This window comes from Nocardia sp. NPDC047038 (assembly GCF_040644075.1).
Lineage (GTDB): Bacteria > Actinomycetota > Actinomycetes > Mycobacteriales > Mycobacteriaceae > Nocardia > Nocardia sichangensis.
The window spans coordinates 162963-185585 of record NZ_JBEYVQ010000010.1 but is presented as its reverse complement, the minus strand read 5'-3'; the positions used below and the strand labels follow the sequence as shown (position 1 = coordinate 185585).

The following is a 22623-nucleotide window of genomic DNA, read 5'->3' as shown; positions in this document are numbered from 1 at the left end:
GGCCCGAGCGAAAGCTGATGAGATGCTTGCTGTCGTATTCGGCGCGTTGGGACCGGAGGGGATCATCGCCCCACTGCTGGCCGGCGATGGGGTCACGACCACGCGGTTGACCGCGAATGCTTACAGGATCATGGCCACGCAATTGAATGCCGCCGCGGCCAACACCGACGGCTCGATGCTCCAGATGGGCGGCACGTTTCAAGCGCTCACCTCCGAGCAGGCGCAGGCGGCGTTCCGTAAACATGCGGCATGGATGCGCGAGCAGGCCACGGTGGCCGAGGCGACCGGCGAGTTGCTGGACCGAGCGGCTGACATCTGCTCCACGGCCAAGGCCGCAATGGCGGCGGTCGCTGCCAAGACCGCTCAGGTCCGGGCACAGGAGGGTTTGGCGCTCGCAGGCGGCTTCGGTCCACTGAGCGGGCCGGTGCTCGCCGAAGCCGAGGCCGAGTTGCTAGCGCTCAGAGGGGCCGCTCTCGGGGTGATGGCCGGTTATGCCGGGGCACTGGTGCCCACCCTCGCCGCACTGCCGCCACCGATCGAGGCGCCGCCCATTGTGACCGGTGGCGCAGGTCCGAGTCCGCAGACGGAATACGTGTCATACGACAACCCGGCCAACCGTACCGAAATCGGTCCAACCCAGACACATACGTCGTCCACCTCGTCGACAGAAAAGTTGACCGGGTCGGATAACGGCGGCTCCGAATCGGTCGGCGACAAGACTCCTACCGATACGACCCAACCCACGGACACGACCCAACCCACCGACCCGACTCAGCCGACCGATCCGGCTCAGCCGACGGATCCGGCGAACCCGGGCACCAATCCCGAGCAATTGGCGAACGCGGATCCCAGTGGTTGGTCCGGTGATTCGGGAGCGAACGGCGTAGGAGACGGGGCCGCGGACCAGTCCTGGCTCTATGGCACGTCGCAGAACTCGCCGACGTTGGCCGGATTGAGTGGTGGAGCCGGGAGTCTCGTCGCGCTGAATATGGCTCGTGGTGGCCTTGGATCGATGCCGGGCGCTTCGACCGGGTTCCGGATGCCCGCCAACTGGACCCCGGGAGCCGGAAGGGCATTCGGCGCCATGCCGCAACAAGCGGCGTCCGGACCGATGGCCCGCAAGGGCCCGCCACGCGGTGCGGTCGCGCCCAAGGCGCGGATGCGACGACGCCGCGACGAAGAGAAGAAGTCGTCGAAGGTGTTCGTACCGGGCGAAGCCCGAGATGTTCCGGTACTCGAGCAAGCTCCTGTCATCGGGGTCATCGAGTACGAGGACCGCGATGACAGGGACGAGCCGACGACGCCCGAACTGGTACTTGCGGTCGGCGTCATCGAGCCGGACGAAGACGAAGCGGTGCTCGCCTCCGCAGAACCTCCCCGGTGAAGCGCGCCGAGGTCGAATATCGAGTCGAGGGAGATGATCACAATGCATTCGGGGAAGGTGTGGAAGACGATCCAGTAGCAATCGACCTGAACGTCGATGCCGCCCTGCTCTTACAGCATCTGGTCGGCATCGATTCCTATCCGCCGGTATTGGCGCTGCTGCCGAATATCTACCGCATCGAGGATCGGGATCGGGTGCATGCCGTAGTCGCCGGGCAGCTCACCGAAGTGGGCGTGCTCGAGGACGGTCGCGTGCACCCGGTGGTCGAGCATTGGCTCACGAGTCTGTACCGCCCGGATGTGGAAATGGATGTCCGGATCCTGGATACCGGGTTGGATGGCGAGTCGAAGGGAATGCTGCGAATGTCGCTGGTGCGCGCGGGCGAGACCCATGTGCTCGCGGTGCGCTCCGACGACCACGTCGTCATCCAGTCGGTGTTCCAGCAGGACCGCCAGCTCGACACTTTGTCGGCCGCGGTCGCGTCCGCGCTCGGTCCAGCGCAGGCGTTGCGGTTCGAGTCGATCGCCGCGCCCGTCGAGCAATTCGGCGAGATTCCCGACGACCAGGACGAACGGCGGCGTGCCCTGGTGGAACTCGGTGCGGAACCGCATGCCGCCGCGGTGCTCAGCCGGGTTCTGGACGAGGTGGTCCGACGGGCGGAGGTCGTGATCATCGAGCACCATGACGGCAGCTCGGCGCAGCCCGAATTCAGTGTGAACGTGCTGGATACGCTGTCGGGGCGAGTCATCGTGACGCCGAGCGTCGCGATGGACGGACAGAAGTGGGCGAGATATGCGCCGGGCGACGACGCGGCCTTGCGGTCGGGTATCGGTGCGCTGGTCGACCTGCTGCCCGGCCGAAGTTGGTTCGACACCAGCAGACTGAACTGAACGTCGGACCGTGTTTGTCGAGAGGACGACGGAAATGAACCGAGCACCGAGCATCAACGGTCATTCGGCCGAGTCCGCGCGCGCTCGCGGCGGTTACGACGCGTACTTCGCACCGACGAACGAGCTGAGCGACGCGGCCGTCGCACCCGGCCCCGCCCCCGAGACCCGGCAGGACGCCGACAACCCCACGCCCGTCGACCCCGTGATCGGCCCGCCGCGTGAGCCACGGCCGCCCGCCGGGGAATCCGATCCACGCTCCACACAGGCAATGGTGACGCCGCCGACTGGCGCGACCACGCTGCCTCCGCAAATGAATGCGCAGGCAAGCACGCCGCCGCCCCAGACGAATGTTCCGCCCGCGCAGGCGAGTACGCCGCCACCGCAGCCCAATTCCGCTCCGCCGCAGGCGGGCACGCCTTCGCCGGATTACTCGGCGCCGCCTGCGGCCGCGCCGAGAGCAGCGCAACAGTATTCGGCACAGCAGCGCTCCGCCGAGCAGTACCGAGCCGAGCAGCAGTCCGCCACGCAGTCTCAAGCGATCGCGCGCACCGACGCCGCATCCGCGAATCAGGAGTGGTCGTCCGGCTCGGCGTCCCCCTGGGTCCCCGAGCGCGTCGACCGCACCGCCTATGAGCCGACGCCGCGGATCGAGGTGCTGCCCGCCGCGCTCAGTTCGATCGAACTGCTCGCCGACATCTCCGCCGCGAAACGCGCGCAGCTGCGCTCCTCCTCCGGAATGCGGGGTGCGCTCAACAAAGTCGGTTTCAACCTCGGGCTCTCGCCCGCCGAACAGCGTGCCGAGGACCGCAAAGCGCGAATCCGGACCCAGCTGACCACGACCTATCAGATCGCGGTGATCAGCGTGAAGGGCGGCGTCGGCCGCACCACCACCGCGGCGACACTCGGCTCGACCTTCGCGGGCCTGCGCCCGGACCGGGTGGTCGCGATCGACGCGAACCCGGACTTCGGCGACCTCTCCACCCGTACCTGCAGGCACCCGTACGGCCTGACGCTGCGCGATCTGGCGCAATCCCAGAACCTCGACGCGTTCTCGGCGGTGCAGTCGTTCACCTCGATCAATTCCTCCGACCTCGCGGTGATCGCCTCCCCATGGTCCACCGAGGCCACCGAGGCGTTGTCCGGCCGCGAGTACAGCACCGCCGTGGAAGTGCTGCGCAAGCACTTCAATCTGCTGGTGGTCGACTGCGGGACCGGCGTGCTGGATTCGGTCACGTCGACGGTGTTGCAGACCAGCGACGCCGTCGTGGTCGTCACTCCGGCCACCGTCGGCGGCGTGACCGGCGCGGTGGCCACCCTGAACTGGCTGAGTTCCCACGGCCTGCAACATTTGATCGCGAAGTCGATCGTCGGCATCGTGCACCATCAGCCGCTGAAGCCGACCGTCGACGTGGACGCGATCGAGAAACTGTTCGAGACCGCGCAGCGCCCCACCTGTGTGCTGCCCTACGACGCGCACTTGGCCGAGGGCGGCGAGATCGACCTGCGGCTGTTGGAGAAGGAGACCGTGCTCGCGTTCGAAGAGTTGGCCGCATGGCTGGCCGACGGATTCCCTGGATACCTCTCCAGCGGCGCCGACAACTCCGGTGACCGCGGAGGGTGGCGATGAGCGGGAGTAGCGAGCGAATCAGCGAGGCGGAGGCATGAGCACTGCCGTCGCGCCCGCGCCTGCCGGGACGCAGCCGTCGGCGGAGGTCGCACGGGCCCGGATCGCCGTGATGATCTCCACGTATCAGGTCGACGTCGTGGTGCCGACCAAGTTCACCATCGAGACCTTCATCGACGACCTGCTGGTCGTGCTGGCTTCGGCGATCGATGACGAGAACGTCGATTTCACGCCGCCGCAAGGTCAGTGGAGCTTGGCCCGTCCGGGCGAGCCGCCGATTCCACGCTGGCGCAGCCTTGCCGACCACGACATCGACGACGGCACGGTGTTGATGCTGTCGGTCGTCGAGTCGGCCGAGGTGTTCACGCCGGTGGTCGAGGACATCACCGACGCGCTCGCCTTGATCAACGAGCGCGAGTTCGCCGAATTCGACGCGAACACCGCCGCGATCGTCGGCCTGGCCGTGCTCGGCATCGGGGCCTCGGCGGTGGCCGCCATGCTGGCCTGGTCGTGGACCATGACCGGGTCGACCCTGTGGTGCGGCCTGCCCGCCCTGCTGCTCGGCGGGCTGTGCTGGGCCGGTGCCGCGCTGTCGCGCAGGCGCAACGCTCCGGCGACGATCACCCTCGGCTTGACGTTGGCGGCGACGCCGCTGCTGTTCGCCGGAGGGGCGATGCTGGTGCCGCCCGCCTACGACCAGCCGGGGCCGTTCGCCGCGGCCAATCTGGCGGCTGGGGCCGTGGTCGCCGCGGTGGCCGCCGCCACCATGATGCGGTTGAGCAGGATGGGCATCGCGACCCTGATGGCGGTCACGGTGCTCGGCATCGCGCTGACCATCGCGGCCCTGCCGTTGACCTACGTGGATCTGTCCGTCGGGCAGGTCGCCGGCGGCGTGGCGTTCGTCGGGATCGTCCTGCTGACCACGGCGCCACGCTTGGCCGTGGTCATCGCGCGCATCCGGCCGCCGGATCTGCCCGACCCGGGCAGCGAGGTTTCCCCGACGACACTGACCGACATCTTCGACGCGGAGACGGTGCGCGAAGGGGACGAGCACACCGCAGTCGGCGAGCGGCAGCGCACTTCCGACGAGGCCGGTATCGAGGGCCGTGCCCGGCTCGCGGTGACCAGCCTGCGTGGCCTGATCGCCGCGATCTCCACGGTGCTCGCGTCTTCCGCGGTGATCTCGGCCGCGGCCAGCTCCGGTGGGATCCGCGAGATCGTCATGGGCACCGCGATCGGCGGCCTGCTGGCGATGCGCGCTCGCTGGCACCCCGACCGCGTCCAGGCGATCGCGCTGATCGCCGGGTCCGTGGTCACCGTCTGCGGTGTCGGCTTCGTCGAGGTGGGCGCCTACGAGACCCCGGTCGCACGTCTCGTGGTCGGACTCGTGGTGGCGTTGGCGGCGTGCGCGGCGTGTATGGCCGCGCTCCGGCTGCCGGGCAAGCGGCTGTCCCCGGTCACCCGGCGTGTCATCGATCTGGTGGAGTACGCGCTGATCCTGGTGGTTCCGGTGCTCGCCTTCTGGATCATGGGCGTCTACACCGCTATGCGAGGAATCTGATGAAGGTCGGCAGTGCCGCGGTCGCGGTCCTCGCCGGGGTGATGCTGGCGATCACCGCCGCCCCCGCCGTCGCGCTGGAGCCGCCGCAGGTCGTGGTCGGCGCGCCGCCCGCGGACGACCCGCCGGGACCCGAAGAGCCGATGAAGCAGCAGAAGGGCTGCCTGGCCGCGGGCGCGCTGCCCGATAGCGACCTCAGCCGTACTCCGCCGGCGGAACTGGCGCTGGATCTGCGCCGCGCCAAGGCGCTCAGCCGGGGTGCAGGCGTGACCGTCGCCGTCATCGACACAGGTGTGCAGCCGCACCCGCGCCTGCCCAACCTGGTGGGCGGTGGCGACTATCTCGCCGCGGGTGGCGACGGGCTGTCCGACTGCGACGCACACGGCACGCTGGTCGCCGGAATCATCGGGGCCACCTCCGATCCCGCGGACGGATTCTCCGGTGTGGCGCCGGACGCGCGGATCATCTCCATCCGCACCCGTTCCGGCGCGTTCAGTCCCGAACATCCGAGTTCTGATCCGAGCCAGCGGATCGCCGTCGAGATCCGGACGCTGGCCCGCGCGATCACTCGCGCCGCCAACCAGGGCGCCGGTGTGATCACCGTGTCACTGCCGATCTGCCTGCCGGTGGACGCGCAGCCGGACCAGTCCATGCTGTCGGCGGCCATCGGCTACGCCGTCCACGTGCGCGGCGCGCTCATCGTGACCGGTGCGGGCAACGCAGGCGGCGCCGGTTGCACGCAGAACCCGGACATCGACCCGACACGCCCCGCTGACGCGCGCAACTGGCGCGACGTGAAGACGATCTCCACACCCGGGTGGTTCGGCGCCGACGTGCTCACGGTCGGTTTCACCACCGCTACCGGCGCCCCCATGCCGGATTCGCTCACCGGGCCGTGGGTTTCGGTCGCGGCACCGGGCACCGGCATCGAATCGCTCGGCCCCGGCGGCGGTGGCCTGATCAACGGTGTCGGCGAACCGGACAAGCTCGTGCCGGTCGGCGGCGCGTCGTTCGCCGCGGCCTACGTCGGCGGTGTGGCCGCCCTGTTGCGCTCGCGCTTCCCCAATGAGACCCCACGCGAGATCGCCTCCCGCCTGCAAGCCAGCGCGCACGCTCCGGCACGCGGAATCGACAACATGGTGGGCGCGGGCATGGTCGATCCACTCGCCGCCCTGAGCTATCGCACACCGCCGCAGCAACCCGCGGGCCTGTTCCGGTCCTCGGAACTGCCGATGCCTCCTCCGCCGCGCGCGAAGGACCTGCGTCCCGCGATCACCGCGACCGTCGTCATCCTCGCCGCCGTACTGCTCGGCCTGGCCGGTAGCCACCTGAATTCCGCGATGCGGAGGCGCCGGTGAGCTTTCCGAGCGTACGGGTCGCCGGCGTCGAGCGGGGTCCGTTCGCCGCCTTCGTCGTCGTCGGCAGCCCGCTGCTGGTCGGGCTGTCGGCCAAGACGCCGTGGTGGGTGAGCGCGGTGGTGGTCACCGTCCTGGTCGCGACGGTGACCGTCCGGGTGAACGGGCGGACCGGTATGCGCTGGTTGCTGGACTGGGTGGCCTACCGCACCGGCCGGACCGCGCGGGCGCGCGAACGCACGCAGACCGCGCGCATTCGCGACGTGCAGGTCGCCGCGGGTGTGTGCGGAGTCAACGAGGCGGGTGACACGCTGATCGCGATGATCCAGCTCGCGCCGAACCTGGATCTGCCCACCGTCATCGCCGAGCGAACCCTCTACACCGAGGACACGATCCCGGTCGACCTGCTGCTTCCGATGCTGGACCACTTCGGCATCGCGGTCGACATCGACATCGTGACGACTGGTCAGCGGGTCCGCTCCAGCGGTAGCTACAGCATGCTCTACGACCAGCTGATCGGCTCGCACCCCGTGGTGGGAGATCGGCTGACCTGGCTGGTGGTCCGGCTCGATCAGGAACGCAACCTGGCGGCGCTGAGCAAGCGTGGGCCGTGCGCGGTGGTCGCTCCGCAAGCGCTGGCCAGCGCCACGCATCGGATCGCGGGCCGCCTGCGCGAGCGGGGTATCGCAGCGCACGCGCTGCCGGCCGCCGCCCTGCGGGAGGCCACGCGCCTGCTGCACGCGGGAATCGAACTCTCCGACCTCCAGGAAACCTGGAGCAATCTACAGACGTCGGTGCCGGGCCGGTGTGTGACCAGCTTCCTGATCGACTGGTCCCGGTTGGGCGGGGTGGGTCTGGACGACTGCTGGACCTGGAACCGCGGCCGCACCACGCTGGTGGTGAGCCTGACCTCCGACACCGAGGGGCCACGCGCCCTGGTCCGGTTCATCGGTCCGGCTGTCACCACCGAACCGCCGGACTACCTGCGACTACTAGGTGGTGACCAGTCCACGGCCTTGCTGGCATCGTTGCCAACCGGCGACTCGATCCGAGCCCTGCGCGGCTTCGAGTCCGGCGCCGACATCGCGCCGGAGGATCTCGCCGCCGAGCTGGCCATCGCGATCGGCCCGAACGGTCAGATCCTCGGTGCGATCAGCGGCCAGCCACGTCACACCCTGGCGTTGCCGCTGTTCGACCCCGCCCGGTTCAACCCGCGCAGACGCACCATCGACGTCCATGCCAAGCTGCCCGTCGCCCAGCAGATCATCCTGCGGGCGATGGTGGTCGGCGCGGACGTGGAGATCCATTCGGCGCGGCCGGACAGCTGGCGTCAACTGGTTACCGCGGTCGGCGACCCGCGCTCGATGCGCTTGGCCGACCCGGGCGACGGGCACGGCGCAGCAAACGGGGAGGCGGAGACTCCGGCCACCATCGCGGTCTTCGACCACCTGCCGCCGCGTGCGTCGAGCGCGCACACGACGGTCACCATCAGCGAGCCCGGCGGTCCGCGCAGGCGCGCTGTCGATCTCGCGATCAACCAGGTCAGCGCGACCGCGGTGGACGTGAGCATTCCGATGCGCACGGTGCGGGTCGACCTGATCGAGCCGAGAGGCGAAACACGATATTTCGATACTGTCGACGGCCCGCCCGCGCATCCCGCGGGGGCATCCGGACCCGTGGTTGCACCTCCGCAACCCGGTGGCCGTCGCGTGAGCTGATGGGAGCGGTCGGTTAATGTCTATCACCGTGGTAGCGGACACCCATTCCGATGGCGGCGAACTCCCTCATCAGGACGCCGGGGACGCGCTAACCCCGAGACAGGCCGCCGCGGCGATCTTCTCCAGCCGGTTGTCGGAGCTGATCGCGGAATCCGTCGTCTCGACCGAGGACGGATCGACGCGGTCGCTGACGCTCTACTCGCTGGCGCAGCACCTGGAACTGGCCTACCCGGACGTGCCGGTGTCGCAGTCCGGCCTGTACCGGCTGATCCACGGTGACGCGATCCCGCGCCTGGATCTGGTGATCGCGCTGGCTCGCGTCTTCGACGTGCCGCCGGAGTACTTCGTGACGGAGGAGAAGAAGCGCTGACCCGGCCGGTCGGCTGTTCTCTCCAGCGGGAATAGCGGCCGCATCGGGGGGCGCCTCGGGCCGGATACGATCCGGACATGCCCGCCGAGGACCCGGGAGATGTGTTTCTCCGTCATCGAGGTGCGGTCCTCGACGCACTGCTCGCTGATCCTTCGTTCGGGCCCTCCGCGACGTCGTCCACGGTCGGCGCGGATTTCGGCGGTAGCGCCGAGTCGGGTGACAGCGCGGCTATCAGCGTTCCGTCGCTCGGGTTGCCCGATCTCGACTCGCAGCCGATGGACGTCGCGCCGCGGCGCCGCACAGGTGACGGCCCCAAGGCCAGTGAGCGGATTCTCGCGCTGCTGAACGGGCAGGCGCAGGATTCCAGTCCGGCTATGGAGTTCGGGAACGACTTCTCCTCGGTCGCCGCGCGATCCACTGCGCAGGCCGAGGCGGAGCCGGAGCCGGAACGCCCGTCCACGGCCTCGGCCAACCGGCTCGCCCCCGCGCAGCAGGTCGCCAAGGACGCGCTCGTCCAGCTGCGCAAACCCAAAGTCGCGTTGATCGTGGCCGCGGTGCTCGCCGTGCTGCTCTTGCTGTTGTTGATCACCACCGGCGGCGGTGCGAAGAACACGGCGCAGGACCAGGTTCTGGTGGTCACGCCGCCGCCGACCTCCGCCGCGCCCTCGACCTCGCCCGCGCCGCCGTCGAGCTCGATCATCCAGCCGAAGTCCGCGGAGTCGAAGTGCCCGCCCGGCAGCACCTCGGGGATGGACGCGTTCGGCGGGCAGGCAGGCAAGGCGTGGTCGTGCGTGCGGGCCTACAAGGTCGACGGTCAGGTCATCACCATCGATCTGGGCAAGACCTACCAGATCGATTCGATCGGGATCGTGCCCGGCTGGGACCACATCAGCGCGGACGGCACCGATCAATGGGCGAAATATCGTACGGTGAGCCGGGTTTCGTACCAGTTCGACGACGGCACCAAGACCGTATATACGCAGCCGACGCTCGACCAGCGGACCTTGGTGGTGACCAAGGTAGCGCCCGCGGTGAGCGCCTCGAAGATCGTGCTGACCGTGCTCGAGTCCAAGGGCGATTCGTCGATCAACACCACCGCGATCTCCTCCATCGTCATCACGGGGCACTGAGGTGTCCACACTGCCCGAACTCGCCTGCCAGTACTGCGGCCACCGCAACACCGGCGCCGATGCCCGCTGCACCCATTGCGGAGCGCCGCTGCGCTCGGCCGTGGACACGGTGAAGTCCGTCGCGGAGCACCTGCCAGGTCAGGTCGCCGAAGTCGCCGAGAAGGTCGGCGGCGAAGCGAAAAGGTTTGTGGACAAGGCATATCCGCGCTGGCAGTGGCAGGCGGTGGGGGTGCTCGCGCTGCTGATGGTCGTTGCCGCCGTCTGGGGTCTGTGGTCCTGTTCGCCGTCGCTGCCGTCGATCGCGCAGGGAAGCGCGCAGGGGAGCGCGCCGGTCCGGGCCATCCCGGATCTGCTCCGCACGGCCGCGAGCTGTCAACCGCTGGATTCCGGTGGGCAGCGGGAGAAGTGCGTCGTCGCCGCCACCGACCCGATGCTGTTCGGCAATATCGCGGGCGGCCGGGATCTGACCTTCTACGCCGAACTGCTACCGCAGGATCGTTTGGCGGACAGCATCTCTCGATGGCGCGGCGCGGGCGGCACTGCCCTCGTGGACGGTCCTGTCTACGCGGCGATCGGCCCCTCGGCAACCGTCTGGTACGCGGATACCCGGACCGGTCTTCGGTTGGAGACGGGCAACTTCGCCGGTCGAACGGGCGCGCAGACCTTCCTGTCGCGTGCGGGACTGCTCCGCTGAGGTAGCAGCGCACGCTTCCGCCGGGTCCGGAAAATACCTGATCCCGGACGCCGTAACCCACGCCGGCGAGAAAAAATTATTGTTACACTGTTGATTGTGCCGTTGTCCAGCGGTACGTTATTTAAGTACGAAACACGTACGAGCGCAGTTCTCGGGAAGGCAACGGATCGATGGTGGCAACCACCCAGCAGACGATTTCATCGAAGCGGTTCCGCGATGATCCGACCGATCTGGAAGCGGCGTACTTCCGGTGGATCCAGCCGGGGTCCTCGACGTCGGCGATCACGGATCGGGCCGAGCGGATCTTCCGTCAGCATCTGGAACTGGCGGCCACGCGCGCGCCCGGTTCGGCGACCACCCACGTCTACCGGCCGGACGACAGCGCCGGGGTCGGCGCCGCGATCCAGATCGTCAACGACGACATGCCGTTGCTGGTCGACTCGGTGACCGCCGCGCTGCGCCGCCTGGGCGCCACGGTCACCGAGGTCGTGCATCCGGTGTTCGACGTGTCGCGCGACGCCGACGGCCGGGCGCTGTCCATCGCGCCCCGCGACGGTGTGGCCGAACCGGCGGGGGAGACCGACGGTCGGGCGTTGCGCGAGTCGTGGATCCACGTGCAGCTGGGCGCGGGCCTTTCCGACGAACTGGTGGACCGGATCGAGCAAGCCCTGCCGCCGCTGCTGGCCGACCTGCGCCGCGTGGCCGACGACACGCCGACCATGGTCGAAGTGCTCAATACCGTTGCCGACCAGCTCGATCAGGCGGCGCAATGGGCGGGCGACGCGGAGATCCCGCAGACCGCCGGTCTGCTGCGTTGGCTGTCGGACGGGCACTTCACCCCGCTCGGCTACGGCTACTACCACTTCCGCCGCTCCGCGCCGAGCGCCGACGCCCCCTTCGAGCCGTGGCAGCTGCCCGGCACCGGGCTCGGCATCCTCGGCAACGGCGCCACCGCGGACATCAGCGTGCCCGTCGTCGGCGCGAAGCGCACGGTCCTGCGGATGGCCAACGGCTCGGTGGACTCGCTGCTGCCCGGTTCCAGGGACCTGTACTTCATCAGCGTGGCCGACTACGGCTCCAGCGACCCGAGCGGCCGCGCGGCCTGGGGCGACACCGTCAAGATGGTCAAGGGCGAACACGTCTTCGTCGGCACCTTCACCGTCGCGGGTCTGCACGAGAACATCCTCGACATCCCCGTCATCTCCCGGCGCGTGCTGCAGGTCATCGAATGGGCGGGCTTCGGTCTCGACTCGTTCTCCGGGCAGGCCATGCTCGAGATGATGCAGTCGTTCCCGCGGGTGGAGCTGTTCTCCACCGACGCGCGCAGGCTGTTCGAAACCGTCTCCGCGGTCATGAATCTGGGTCTGCGGCGGCAGGTGCGGTTGTTCATCCGGCGCGATTCGCGCAGCGACACCATCTACTGCCTGGTCTACATGCCGCGCGACCGCTACTCCACCGAGGTTCGCGTGCGCATGGGCGAGATCCTGCGCGAGCAGTTCGACGCCGAACAGATCGCGTACTCGGCGCGGGCCACCGAATCGGAGCTGGCCGTCGTCTACTTCACGGTGCACCGCAAGCCGGGCGCCGACGCCGCCGACATCTCCGAGGAGAATCGCGAGCGGATCCAGGAGCTGCTGCTGGCGACGACGTGGACCTGGGGTGACCGGCTGGTCGCCGAGGCCGCGGGCGCGTCCGACGTACCGCAGGCGCTGGCCACCGACTACGCGGCGGCCTTCCCCACCGGCTACCAGCAGGAGCACGAGCCCGCGCACGCGCTCACCGATCTGCGCCGCCTCGAGCGGCTGTCCGATGGGGAGATCGACACCGATCTCTACCGCCAGGGCGACTCCGCCGCACCGGAATGGCGTTTCACGCTCTACGTCGCTGGCGAAGGCGTCTCGTTGAGCCGCGTGCTGCCGGTGCTGCACAGCCTCGGTGTGGAGGTGGTCGACGAGCGGCCCTACCGCGTCGTGCTGGCGGACCGGCCGGACCGCTGGATCTACGACTTCGGGCTGCGGGTGAGCGCGGCGCCGCTGCGGGAAGCGCTCGCCGCCGAGCCGCCCGCGCAGCTGGCGCATTCCGTCGATGCCGCCTCGCTGCCGGAAACCAGTGCGCGGCGGCGTTTTCCGGACGCCGTGACCGCGATGTGGTTCGGTCGCGCCGAAGTCGACGGCCTCAACGAACTGGTCCTGCGCGCCGGCTTGCACTGGCGTGAGGTCGCCCTGCTGCGGGCCTATGCGAAGTACTTGCAGCAAGCCGGATTCGCCTACACCTTCGGCAACATCACCCGCGTGCTGCTCACCCATCCGGCGACGGCGCGGTCGTGCATCGAGTTGTTCGCGGCGTACTTCGACCCGGACGGCGTCGAGGCGGAGGCCGCGGGCCGGGCCGCGGAGATCGCCGAGCGGGTGCAGGCCGAGATCGACGCGGTGGTCAGCCTGGACACCGACCGCATCCTGCGCGCGCTGTTCGGTCTGATCGAGGCGACCCTGCGCACCAACTACTACCGGCGCGACGCGGCCGGAGCCGCGCTGGATTACCTGTCGCTCAAGCTCAATCCGCACGCGATCGCCGAACTGCCCAAGCCGAAGCCGCAGTTCGAGATCTTCGTGTACTCGCCGCGGGTGGAAGGCGTGCACCTGCGCTTCGGTTCGGTCGCGCGTGGCGGTCTGCGGTGGTCGGACCGGTTGGAGGACTTCCGCACCGAAATCTTGGGCCTGGTGAAGGCGCAGGCGGTGAAGAACGCGGTGATCGTGCCGGTCGGCGCCAAGGGCGGTTTCGTGGTCAAGCAGCCACCGGCGGCCACCGGCGATCCGGCGGCCGACCGGCAGGCCTTCGGCGCGGAAGGCGTCGCCTGCTACCGCACGTTCATCTCCGGCCTGCTGGATGTCACCGACAACGTGGATCACGCGACCGGCGAGGTTCTTCCGCCCGCGCAGGTGGTGCGCCGGGACGGTGACGACACCTATCTCGTGGTGGCCGCCGACAAGGGCACCGCGACGTTCTCCGATATCGCCAACGACGTGGCTCAGAGCTACGGTTTCTGGCTCGGTGATGCGTTCGCTTCCGGTGGTTCGGCCGGTTATGACCACAAGGCGATGGGCATCACCGCCAAGGGTGCGTGGGAAAGCGTCAAGCGGCATTTCCGTGAGATGGAGATCGACACTCAGACCCAGGACTTCACGGTGGTCGGTGTGGGTGACATGAGTGGTGATGTGTTCGGCAACGGCATGTTGTTGTCCGAGCACATTCGTCTGGTGGCCGCTTTCGACCACCGCCACATCTTCCTCGACCCGATTCCCGACGCGGCGCGTTCGTACCGGGAGCGGAAGCGGATGTTCGCGTTGCCGAGGTCGTCGTGGGCGGATTACGACACGTCGCTGATCAGCCCCGGCGGCGGCGTCTACGACCGCTCCGCCAAGGCGATCCCGGTCACGCCCGAGGTGCGCGCGGCGCTCGACCTGCCCGCGAGCGTCACCACCCTGTCGCCGCCGGAGATCATCAAAGCCATTCTCCTGGCTCCGGTGGATCTGTTGTGGAACGGCGGTATCGGCACCTACATCAAGGCGAGCACCGAGACCAACGCCGAGGTGGGCGACAAGTCCAACGACGCGGTCCGGGTGAATGCCGACCAGCTCCGGGTCAAAGTGATCGGCGAGGGCGGCAACCTGGGCGCGACGGCGCTGGGCCGGATCGAGTTCTCGCGCAACGGCGGACGGATGAACACCGACGCGCTGGACAACTCGGCGGGCGTGGACTGCTCCGACCACGAGGTCAACATCAAGATCCTGCTCGACGCCGTGGTCTCCAGCGGTGAACTCGCCGTCGACGAGCGCAACCCGTTGCTGGCCTCGATGACCGACGAGGTCTCCGAACTCGTGCTGCGCGACAACATCTCGCAGAACTTCCGGCTCGGGATGTCGCGGGCCGACGCGGCGGGCATGTCCGGGGTGCACGGCAGGCTGATCAACGACCTGGAGCAGCGCCGCGGTCTGGACCGCGAACTCGAGGCACTGCCGACCGAGGCGGAACTGGCCCGCCGCGCCGCCGAGGGGTTCGGGCTCAGCTCGCCCGAGCTGGCGAATCTGATGGCGCACGTCAAACTCTCGCTCAAGGCCGACCTGCTGGCCGGCGATCTGCTCGACAGCGCGGCGTTCGCGTCGGTGCTGCCCGCCTACTTCCCCGCGCCGCTGCGGGAGCGGTTCGCCACGGCGATCGGCAGGCACCCGCTGCGGCGCGAGATCGTGGCCACCGTCGTGATCAACGAGATGGTGGACTACGGCGGCATCACCTACGCCTTCCGGCTCGCGGAAGAGGCCGGGGCGACCACCGACGACGCGGTGCGCGCGTACAAGGCGGCGGTGGAGATCTTCGATCTGCACGCGCTGTGGGAGCGGATCAGGCAGACGCCGATGTCCACGGCGGCGCGCAACGAGCTGGAGCTGGAGACCAAGCGCACGCTGGATCGGGCCGCGCGCTGGCTGCTGTCCAACCGGCCGCAGCCGATCGCGATCGGCGCGGACATCGCCAGGTACCGCGACGGCGTGCGCGCCCTCTCCGGCCAGGTGCCCGGGTGGCTGACCGGCTACCTCAGCGACGACCTCGCCGAGCGTTCGCGGCGGTCGATCACCCGCGGCGCGCCGCGGGAACTGGCCGAGGAAGCGTTCGGCTTGATCCACCGCTTCCCGCTGCTGGACGTGATCGACCTGGCCGACATCGCCGATCGCGATCCCGCCGAGGTCGCGGCCCTGTACTACGCGCTCAACGAGCACTTCCAGATCGAACGGCTGGTGACCGCGGTGGGCGAGCTGGAGCGCGGCGGGCGCTGGCGGGCGCTGGCCCGGCTGGCGGTCCGCGAGGATCTCTACGATTCGCTGCGGTCGCTGACCCGCGACGTACTGACCGCGACCGAACCGCAGGACAGCACCGCGGAGAAGATCGCGTACTGGGAATCGACCAACCGGTCTCGGCTGGCCCGTGCCGGCGCGGCGCTGGCGCAGATCTTCGCGTCCGAGACGCACGATCTCGCGGCGCTCTCGGTGGCGGCGCGGCAGGTGCGCGGCATGGTGAGCGGCGGTGAGTCGACCGTCGCACCGACGGTCGCGGGCTGATCTTCCACCCGATGCCCGGAGGCAGGCGCTCGGCGTCAGCCTCCGGGCATCGGCGTTCCGCAGTTGCCGCAGAACTTGGCGCCGGGCGTCGCTTCCGAACCGCAGTTCGGGCAGTGCCGCGGTTGCGGGGCGAGACGCGCCCCGCAGTTCATGCAGAACTTCGCGCCCGCGGGATTCGCGGACTGGCAAGCGGCGCATGACGTCTGGGCCGTCTCGGGCGCGGCGGCGGGCAATTGCGGCGCGGGGGAGGGGCTGCCGACGTGATGGCCGATCGCGTTCAAACTGAGCGCCGCGCCGAGGAATCCGCCTTCGACGCCGTGGTGGTGCCCGCGCGCGAAGCCTTGGCTCGCGCCGAGTGCGAGCTCGCCCGCGGCATAGCGCTGGAAGTCGCCGGTGAGGTTGATGTACTTGACGTCTTTGGCCAGCCGCTTCAGCCGGTCGGCGTCCTCCGGCGCGAGGCTGATGTCGAAGTTACCCATCCGAGGGATGCGCAGCCCGTATTCGTAGAGCGCGGTGTTGGTCTGGCGCAACACGGCCTGCTCGATGGGTTGCAGCTGTGCCGAGAGGCCCAGCACCGGCCAGTCGCCGCCTGCGACCCCCCTGGTCACCGCCATCTTCATGGATTTGAGCAGCAGGTCGGCGCACCAGTTCTGCACCCGTTCCTGGTCGGTGAGATCGGCCGTGCCCGCGAGCGCGGTGAGCAGTTCGGCCGGGTCGCGGACGCTCACGGCGAATTCGCCGAAGACGCGCAGCGTCACCACCTGCTCGCTGACCGGGTCGAGGATGTCGTCCAGTCGGCCGCCGAAGCGAATCCCCGGAAACTCGCGCGTGGAGACGAAATACAGTTCGGCGCGGTAGTAGTTGCCGCCGGTGAGGGTGTCGACGAGCGCGCCGAGCACCGGTAGCTCGTCGGCGTCGATGCGGTGGCGTCCCGGGCCCATCGCGCCGACCACACGCCCGGACTTAAGGAAGAGGGCGATCTGGTCGGCGTTGACCATCGCGCGGCTGTACCGGCGGATGTTGACGTCCGGCCACTTGTAGACCAATTGGTTCTTGCGGTCCTCGGGGACCGCGATGAATTCCCGCTCGAACCAGGCCATCTGCGCTCCCTCATCGGATTTGTCTCATCTAGCGTACCGATACGCGGTGGCACGATCAACGAATGTCGCGGCGATCGTCGCTGCTCGGACGCCCTTTTTTCAAAGTCTTTGATGTCCAGCGTGTTACAAGTCGCGACTCGCTATTGAACGTGCCGCTACATAACGGTACATTGAGCGAAGTTATGATCGCCGTCACGTGAAAGGCCACCGCCATGACCACAGTTCGACCACCCGCGGATGCGCCCGCGCAGGCTGCCGCGCTCGAAGACGAGGACTCGGGCTATCACAAGTCGCTGCGCCCGCGTCAGCTGCAGATGATCGCGATCGGTGGGGCGATCGGCACCGGCCTGTTCCTCGGCGCGGGTGGCCGGCTGGCCAGCGCGGGCCCCGGCCTGTTCCTCGTGTACGCCATCTGCGGCGTGTTCGTGTTCTTCATCCTGCGGGCGCTCGGTGAGCTGGTGCTGCATCGCCCCTCCTCGGGATCGTTCGTCTCCTACGCCCGCGAGTTCTACGGCGAGAAGCTGGCGTTCGCGGTCGGGTGGATGTACTTCTTCCACTGGTGCATGACCGGGATCGTAGACATCACCGCCATCGCGACGTATGTCCATTACTGGGGAGCGTTCGAGGCGATACCGCAGTGGACGATCGCCCTGGTCTCGCTCGCGATCGTGGTCAGCATCAACCTGGTCTCGGTGAAGTGGTTCGGCGAGCTCGAGTTCTGGGCCGCGCTGATCAAGGTGGTCGCGCTGGTGACCTTCCTGATCGTCGGCACGGTGTTCCTCGCGGGCCGCTTCAAGATCGACGGCCAGACCACAGGTCCGAGCGTGATCGCCGACCACGGCGGGCTGTTCCCGAGCGGGATCCTCCCGCTGGTCCTGGTCACCACCGGTGTCGTATTCGCCTACGCCGCAGTGGAACTGGTCGGCACCGCGGCCGGTGAGGCGGAGAACCCGGAGAAGATCATGCCGCGCGCGATCAACTCGGTGATCGCCCGGATCGCGCTGTTCTACGTGGGTTCGCTGGTCCTGCTCGCGCTGCTGCTGCCCTACACCGCGTTCAAGAACGGCGAGAGCCCCTTCGTCACCTTCTTCTCGCGGCTCGGCGTGGAGGGCGCGGGCTCCGTAATGAACCTGGTCGTGCTGACCGCGGCGTTCTCCAGCCTGAACGCCGGTCTCTACTCGACCGGCCGCATCCTGCGCTCGATGTCGATGAACGGCAGCGCGCCCACCATCGCGGCGCGGATGTCCAGTGGCGGCGTGCCCTACGTCGGCATCCTCGCCACCGGCGCGGTCGCCCTCATCGGCGTCGGCCTGAACGCGGTGGTGCCGGATCAGGCCTTCGAGATCGTGCTGAACATGTCGGCGCTGGGCACCATCTTCGCGTGGACCGCTATCGTGGTCTGCCAGCTGCAGCTGTGGCGCTGGTCGCGCACCGGCCGCGCGCAGCGTCCGTCGTTCCGGCTGATCGGCGCGCCGTACACGAGCTTCGCGACGCTGGTGTTCCTCGCCGTCGTGGTCGGGCTGATGGCCTTCAGCGACGACCACGTGCAGCGCGGTGCGGTGATCGCGATGGTCGTCATCATGGCCCCCGCGCTGGTGGGCGGCTGGTTCCTCGCCCGAAAGCGGGTGCTGCAGATCGCGGAGATCCGCCAGGGCATCACCGGTCAGTTCCCGGTCCTGGCCGAGCGCCCGCGCCGCGAATCGGGCGATCCGGTGGTGATCCTCGACAAGCCCGACGAAGAGTAAGGCAGTATCCGCCCCGGGCCGTTCGTCCGGGGCGGATCTATTCCCAATGTCGGGAACAAAACCAGCGCGCATCGACAGGCGACGGACCAGAATGAAACCGCGATCACACGGCGGGTCTGAGAGGTTCGTATGCCGGAGCACCCCAGCGCATCCGACCGTCCACTTGCGCACCCTTGGGCGAATCGGCGCATGCGCGGTACCGACGTGCCCCGGCGAACTGCTCACCCCTGGGCAACTCGGCACCTGCTCAAGACCGAAGTGCCTCCGCTACCACCCAATCCGTGGTCAACTCCACGGTATGTCGAGAAACCACGTGCCGTGGCAGTCGACTCGGTTCCGAGCGCCGTCGAACCGGCCGACCGGGACGGCGACGAGCACACCATCGGGACCGCCGAGTTGTTGCTCGGCGCACTCGAGTCCGACCCCGGTTCCGGGCGCAGCGCGCGCTCGCGGCCGAGCGGGCGCAGACTGGGCGGCGGCCTGGTGTCCATGCCCAAGGTGAGCCCCCTCGACCCGCGCACCGCGGTGATGCAGAACCCGGAAGTGCCCGAGCACAAACGGTTTTGCTGGAAATGTCAGCAGCCGGTCGGCCGCACCACCGAAGCGCGGCCGGGCGCCGTAGAAGGCGAATGTGGAAGATGCGCTTCGCCGTTCAACTTCCGGCCCCTGCTCCAGCCGGGGGAGATGGTCGCCGACCAGTACGAAGTGCAGGGCTGCCTGGCCCACGGCGGGCTCGGATGGATCTACCTCGCGATCGATCGCAATGTGAGCGACCGCTGGGTGGTGTTGAAGGGGTTGCAGAACCCGCTCGACTTCGAGGCGCACGTGGTGGCCCTCGCCGAACGCCAATTCCTCTCCGAGGTGGCCTATCCCGGCATCGTCAAGATCCACAACTTCGTCAAGCACCGTTCCGGGCGCGACGTGGCCGACGGCTACATCGTCATGGAGTACGTCGGCGGACGCTCGCTGAAGAAAATGCTGGATCTGCGTGCGCCGGAGCGTATTCCGGCGTCCGAGGCGATCGCATTCATGATGGAGATCCTGCCCGCGCTGGACTATCTGCACTCGTTCGGCCTGGCCTACAACGATCTCAAGCCCGACAACATCATGGTCAGCGAGGACGAGGTCAAGCTGATCGACCTCGGCGCGGTGGCCGCGATGGAGTCCTACGGCAGCATCTACGGCACCCCGGGCTATCAGGCGCCCGAGATCACCGAGACCGGCCCGACGGTCGCCTCGGACATCTACACCGTGGGGCGGACGCTGGCCGCGCTGGTGCTGGACATGCCCAAGAACGCCGACGGACACCAACTGCCCGGCGTCCCTTCGCCGGACGATCAGCCGCTGCTGCGGGAATATCCGGCGTTGCGCAGGCTGCTGTGCCGGGCGACCGATCCGGATCCGCGGCGCCGCTTCCCGACCGCCTACGCGATGTACGGCCAGCTCGCCGGCGTGCTGCGGATGGTGCTGGCCTACGACACCGGCAAGGAACATCCGCAGGCGTCGCTGGAATTCGGCGCGATGCGCGGCGATTTCGGGATCGAGACGTTGATCGGCCAGACCGACGGCATGACCGACGGGCGGCATCGCCTGCCCGCGCTGGACGCGCCGAGCGTCGTCGCCGCCCTGCCGGTGCCGCTGATCGACAGCGAGGATCCCAGCGCCGATCTGCTGTCCACGCTGCTGCACGGCGATCCGAGGCACGCCCTGGACGCGTTGCGCCGCACCGCCGACCGGATCGTCTCCGGGACCATCCCGGAGCCGGAGACGTTCGAACTGGAGGGCACGCTCACCGCGGTGCGCGCGCACCTGGACCTGGGCGAGGTGGTGCCCGCCTGCGACCGGCTCGCCGATCTGCGGCCGGACTACGGCACGGACTGGCGCATCGAGTGGTACTCGGCCGTCGCCGCCCTGCTGGACGGGCAGTACGAGCGCGCCTACGAGTACTTCGACCTGGTGCACGGCATGCTGCCCGGTGAGATCGCCCCCGCGCTGGCGCTGGCGGCCACCGCCGAGCTCACCCTCCAGCATCTCGGGGATGCCGCGGGCGACCACTGGCATCGGCTCGCCGAGGAGTACTACCGCACGGTCTGGCGGACCAATCACGGCGTGGTGAGCGCGGCGTTCGGCCTGGCCCGCAGGCTCGCCGCCGACGGCGGCCTGCTGGAAGCCGTCGAGGTGCTCGATCAGGTGCCGGAGGCGTCGCGGTATCAGAACGTGGCGCGCATGACCGGGTGTCTGCTGCTGGTCTCGCAACCGATCCCGGAGACCACCGAGGCCGACCTGCTGGAGGCGGCCGCGCGGCTGGACGCCGCGCCGGACGAACCGCGGGCGCTGCAACTGCAGGTGATCGTGGTGGGCGCGGCGCTGGAGTGGGTGCGCGCGGGCGGTCAGGCCGCCACTGCGGAGGCCACCCTGCTCGGTTTCCCGTTCACCCCGCTGGGGCTGCAACGCGGGCTCGAGTCGAGCCTCCGGGCGCTGGCCCGGATCGCCCCGCACCGGCTGCACCGTTACCGCCTGGTCGACCTGGCCAACTACGTGCGGCCGAAGTCGAGGTGGTGAGCGGTCTCAGGTGGTGCGCGCGGTGAGCATGAAAAGCGCTGGCGCGGCCAATATCATCAGCAGCCACAGCCAGTTGCCCGTGGTCACCGCGAGCACCACCGAGAAGACCACGGCCGCCCCGGCCAGCACCACCAGGCGCGGCAGCGGGTTGACCGGGGTGACCTCGGCCGGGGGCGGTGTGCTGCCCGGCAGGTCGGCGAACAGTTCGGCCAGTTGACTCTTGCTGGTCGCGGCCGCGACGGCCGCGCTGAGTTCGTCGAACTCGGCCAGGCTCAACCGTCCGGTGCCCAGGTGGTGGGTCAGCTCGCGCATCGCGCGCTCGCGGTCGGCGAGACTGGCCGGAAGACCCGCGGATTCACCCATGCCGGAAGGATAGGCGCAGCGGCGGAACCGGGCGTCGGATGGATTTCCAGAGGCGGGAAGAACGGCTGGTGGGCGCGCCCTCGGGAGGCCGCGTCGCAGCACGCCAGTGATGTTTGCTGAAATGTCGCTAGAGACCGGTCGGTCGTCCCGGCAATGGCCGCGCACCGGCGGTCGTCACGTGTTGCGATGTGGTTTCCTTGAGGTATGACTGCGGGTGTGGAATACACGATCGACGAGCTGGCGCGGGAGGCCGGTACGACCGTGCGCAGCCTGCGCGTTTACCACGAACGCGGTGTGCTGCCGCCCCCGCAGGTCAAGGGGCGTACCGGGTTCTACGGTGCCGACCACCTCAATCGGGTGCGCACCATCAGCAGGTTGCTCGATCGTGGGATCAAACTCAACGGCATCAAGGAATTGCTCAACGCTTGGGACCGTGGCGACGACCTGGGGGACATTCTCGGTGTCGGCGAGCCCGGCGCGACCGAGCCGCTCGTCGTGGACGCCGGGGAAACGATCGCGGCGACCGAACTGGCGGAGCGCTATCGCGACGTGCCCAACGGTCTGGCCCGGGTCGTCGCCGCGGGTCTGTACGAGCCCGTCGACGCCGCGACCTACCGGATCGCGGACCGCCGTCTGACCCAGAGCCTCGACCAGATGGCGGCCGCGGGCATCCCGGCCGACGAGGTCCTCGGCGAGTTGGAGAAGCTGCGTGCCGACGCGGAGCGGATCGCCCGCCGCTACGTGGACCTGTTCCGGCGCACCGCGTGGGCGTCGTTCCAGGACTCCGAACGCGGTCCGGCGCAGGTCGCCGAGCTCGCCCAGCGCCTGGCGGCGACCAGGCCGGTCCCGGCGGAGACCACCGCCGAACTCGTGAACCGGCTCGTCGCAAGGTATCTCGACCAGGACGCCGAGCTGGCCGAGGCGCTGCCGGAAGCCTGATCCGACCGCCTGGCGTCGCCGACCGAAGAATTTCTGTTTCAGATTCCCATCATTGGCGATACGTGGCGGTAACGTGCCGT

General features: G+C 68.8%; 15 protein-coding genes. 13 read left to right on the top strand and 2 right to left on the bottom strand.

The window, feature by feature from the left end; translation table 11 throughout:
• Positions 1-22: 22 nt before the first annotated feature.
• The 10 genes from ABZ824_RS28290 (at position 23) to ABZ824_RS28245 (ending at position 15834) form a co-directional block, all read left to right on the top strand.
• Positions 23-1384: a PPE domain-containing protein gene (locus ABZ824_RS28290; protein WP_356966557.1), complete on the top strand. Its 1362-nt coding sequence runs from the start codon at positions 23-25 to the stop codon at positions 1382-1384.
• A gap of 59 nt (positions 1385-1443) precedes the next feature.
• A complete protein-coding gene (locus tag ABZ824_RS28285; RefSeq protein WP_356966555.1) occupies positions 1444-2274 on the top strand; it encodes an ESX secretion-associated protein EspG in 831 nt (276 codons plus the stop codon).
• 34 nt (positions 2275-2308) lie between these two features.
• Positions 2309-3901 carry an AAA family ATPase gene (locus tag ABZ824_RS28280; RefSeq protein WP_356966554.1) on the top strand — a complete coding sequence of 531 codons (1593 nt, stop codon included), beginning with the start codon at positions 2309-2311 and terminating at the stop codon, positions 3899-3901.
• 34 nt (positions 3902-3935) lie between these two features.
• On the top strand, positions 3936-5459 hold the full coding sequence (eccD, locus tag ABZ824_RS28275; RefSeq protein ID WP_356966552.1) for a type VII secretion integral membrane protein EccD: 1524 nt from the start codon (positions 3936-3938) through the stop codon (positions 5457-5459).
• Positions 5459-6814, top strand: coding sequence for a type VII secretion-associated serine protease mycosin (mycP, locus tag ABZ824_RS28270; RefSeq protein WP_356966550.1), 1356 nt, complete (start codon positions 5459-5461; stop codon positions 6812-6814). The genes eccD and mycP overlap by 1 nt, the downstream gene beginning before the upstream one ends.
• Positions 6811-8529: a type VII secretion protein EccE gene (gene eccE, locus ABZ824_RS28265; protein ID WP_356966548.1), complete on the top strand. Its 1719-nt coding sequence runs from the start codon at positions 6811-6813 to the stop codon at positions 8527-8529. Before mycP ends, eccE begins: the two co-directional genes overlap by 4 nt.
• Positions 8530-8545: 16 nt before the next feature.
• Positions 8546-8899 (top strand): helix-turn-helix transcriptional regulator, encoded by a 354-nt coding sequence (locus ABZ824_RS28260; RefSeq protein ID WP_039804933.1) that lies wholly within the window; start codon positions 8546-8548, stop codon positions 8897-8899.
• 77 nt (positions 8900-8976) lie between these two features.
• Entirely contained in the window at positions 8977-10029 is a 1053-nt protein-coding gene (locus tag ABZ824_RS28255; protein ID WP_356966546.1) for a hypothetical protein, read from the top strand.
• 1 nt (position 10030) lies between these two features.
• Entirely contained in the window at positions 10031-10723 is a 693-nt protein-coding gene (locus ABZ824_RS28250; protein ID WP_356966544.1) for a hypothetical protein, read from the top strand.
• A 170-nt stretch (positions 10724-10893) separates the two neighbouring features.
• Positions 10894-15834, top strand: coding sequence for an NAD-glutamate dehydrogenase (locus ABZ824_RS28245; RefSeq protein ID WP_356966542.1), 4941 nt, complete (start codon positions 10894-10896; stop codon positions 15832-15834).
• Positions 15835-15869: 35 nt separating this feature from the next.
• On the opposite strand, the gene ABZ824_RS28240 is transcribed toward ABZ824_RS28245, so the two are convergent.
• Positions 15870-16934: an SPFH domain-containing protein gene (locus ABZ824_RS28240; RefSeq protein ID WP_355072211.1), complete on the bottom strand. Its 1065-nt coding sequence runs from the start codon at positions 16932-16934 to the stop codon at positions 15870-15872.
• A 212-nt stretch (positions 16935-17146) separates the two neighbouring features.
• Between ABZ824_RS28240 and ABZ824_RS28235 the strand changes: the two genes are divergently transcribed.
• Together ABZ824_RS28235 and ABZ824_RS28230 are read left to right on the top strand one after the other, a co-directional pair.
• Positions 17147-18679 carry an amino acid permease gene (locus tag ABZ824_RS28235; RefSeq protein ID WP_356966541.1) on the top strand — a complete coding sequence of 511 codons (1533 nt, stop codon included), beginning with the start codon at positions 17147-17149 and terminating at the stop codon, positions 18677-18679.
• Between the two features lie 318 nt (positions 18680-18997).
• Positions 18998-21241, top strand: a complete 2244-nt coding sequence (locus ABZ824_RS28230) for a tetratricopeptide repeat protein (protein ID WP_355072215.1) — start codon at positions 18998-19000, stop codon at positions 21239-21241.
• Between the two features lie 6 nt (positions 21242-21247).
• Here the strand turns inward: ABZ824_RS28230 and ABZ824_RS28225 are convergent, their stop codons facing one another.
• Complete coding sequence (locus tag ABZ824_RS28225; RefSeq protein WP_356966539.1) at positions 21248-21604, bottom strand: DUF1707 domain-containing protein; 357 nt, start codon at positions 21602-21604, stop codon at positions 21248-21250.
• 204 nt (positions 21605-21808) lie between these two features.
• Between ABZ824_RS28225 and ABZ824_RS28220 the strand changes: the two genes are divergently transcribed.
• Entirely contained in the window at positions 21809-22543 is a 735-nt protein-coding gene (locus ABZ824_RS28220; protein WP_355072219.1) for a MerR family transcriptional regulator, read from the top strand.
• Positions 22544-22623: the final 80 nt, after the last annotated feature.

Bases quoted from the DNA above. Each gene is read 5' to 3' on its own strand.
- ABZ824_RS28245 (WP_356966542.1), top strand. From the start codon at position 10,894: ATGGTGGCAACCACCCAGCAGACGATTTCATCGAAGCGGTTCCGCGAT.
- ABZ824_RS28235 (WP_356966541.1), top strand. From the start codon at position 17,147: ATGACCACAGTTCGACCACCCGCGGATGCGCCCGCGCAGGCTGCCGCG.
- ABZ824_RS28240 (WP_355072211.1), bottom strand. From the start codon at position 16,934: ATGGCCTGGTTCGAGCGGGAATTCATCGCGGTCCCCGAGGACCGCAAG.
- ABZ824_RS28255 (WP_356966546.1), top strand. From the start codon at position 8,977: ATGCCCGCCGAGGACCCGGGAGATGTGTTTCTCCGTCATCGAGGTGCG.
- ABZ824_RS28225 (WP_356966539.1), bottom strand. From the start codon at position 21,604: ATGGGTGAATCCGCGGGTCTTCCGGCCAGTCTCGCCGACCGCGAGCGC.
- eccD (WP_356966552.1), top strand. From the start codon at position 3,936: ATGAGCACTGCCGTCGCGCCCGCGCCTGCCGGGACGCAGCCGTCGGCG.
- mycP (WP_356966550.1), top strand. From the start codon at position 5,459: ATGAAGGTCGGCAGTGCCGCGGTCGCGGTCCTCGCCGGGGTGATGCTG.
- ABZ824_RS28260 (WP_039804933.1), top strand. From the start codon at position 8,546: ATGTCTATCACCGTGGTAGCGGACACCCATTCCGATGGCGGCGAACTC.
- ABZ824_RS28290 (WP_356966557.1), top strand. From the start codon at position 23: ATGCTTGCTGTCGTATTCGGCGCGTTGGGACCGGAGGGGATCATCGCC.
- ABZ824_RS28220 (WP_355072219.1), top strand. From the start codon at position 21,809: ATGACTGCGGGTGTGGAATACACGATCGACGAGCTGGCGCGGGAGGCC.
- ABZ824_RS28280 (WP_356966554.1), top strand. From the start codon at position 2,309: ATGAACCGAGCACCGAGCATCAACGGTCATTCGGCCGAGTCCGCGCGC.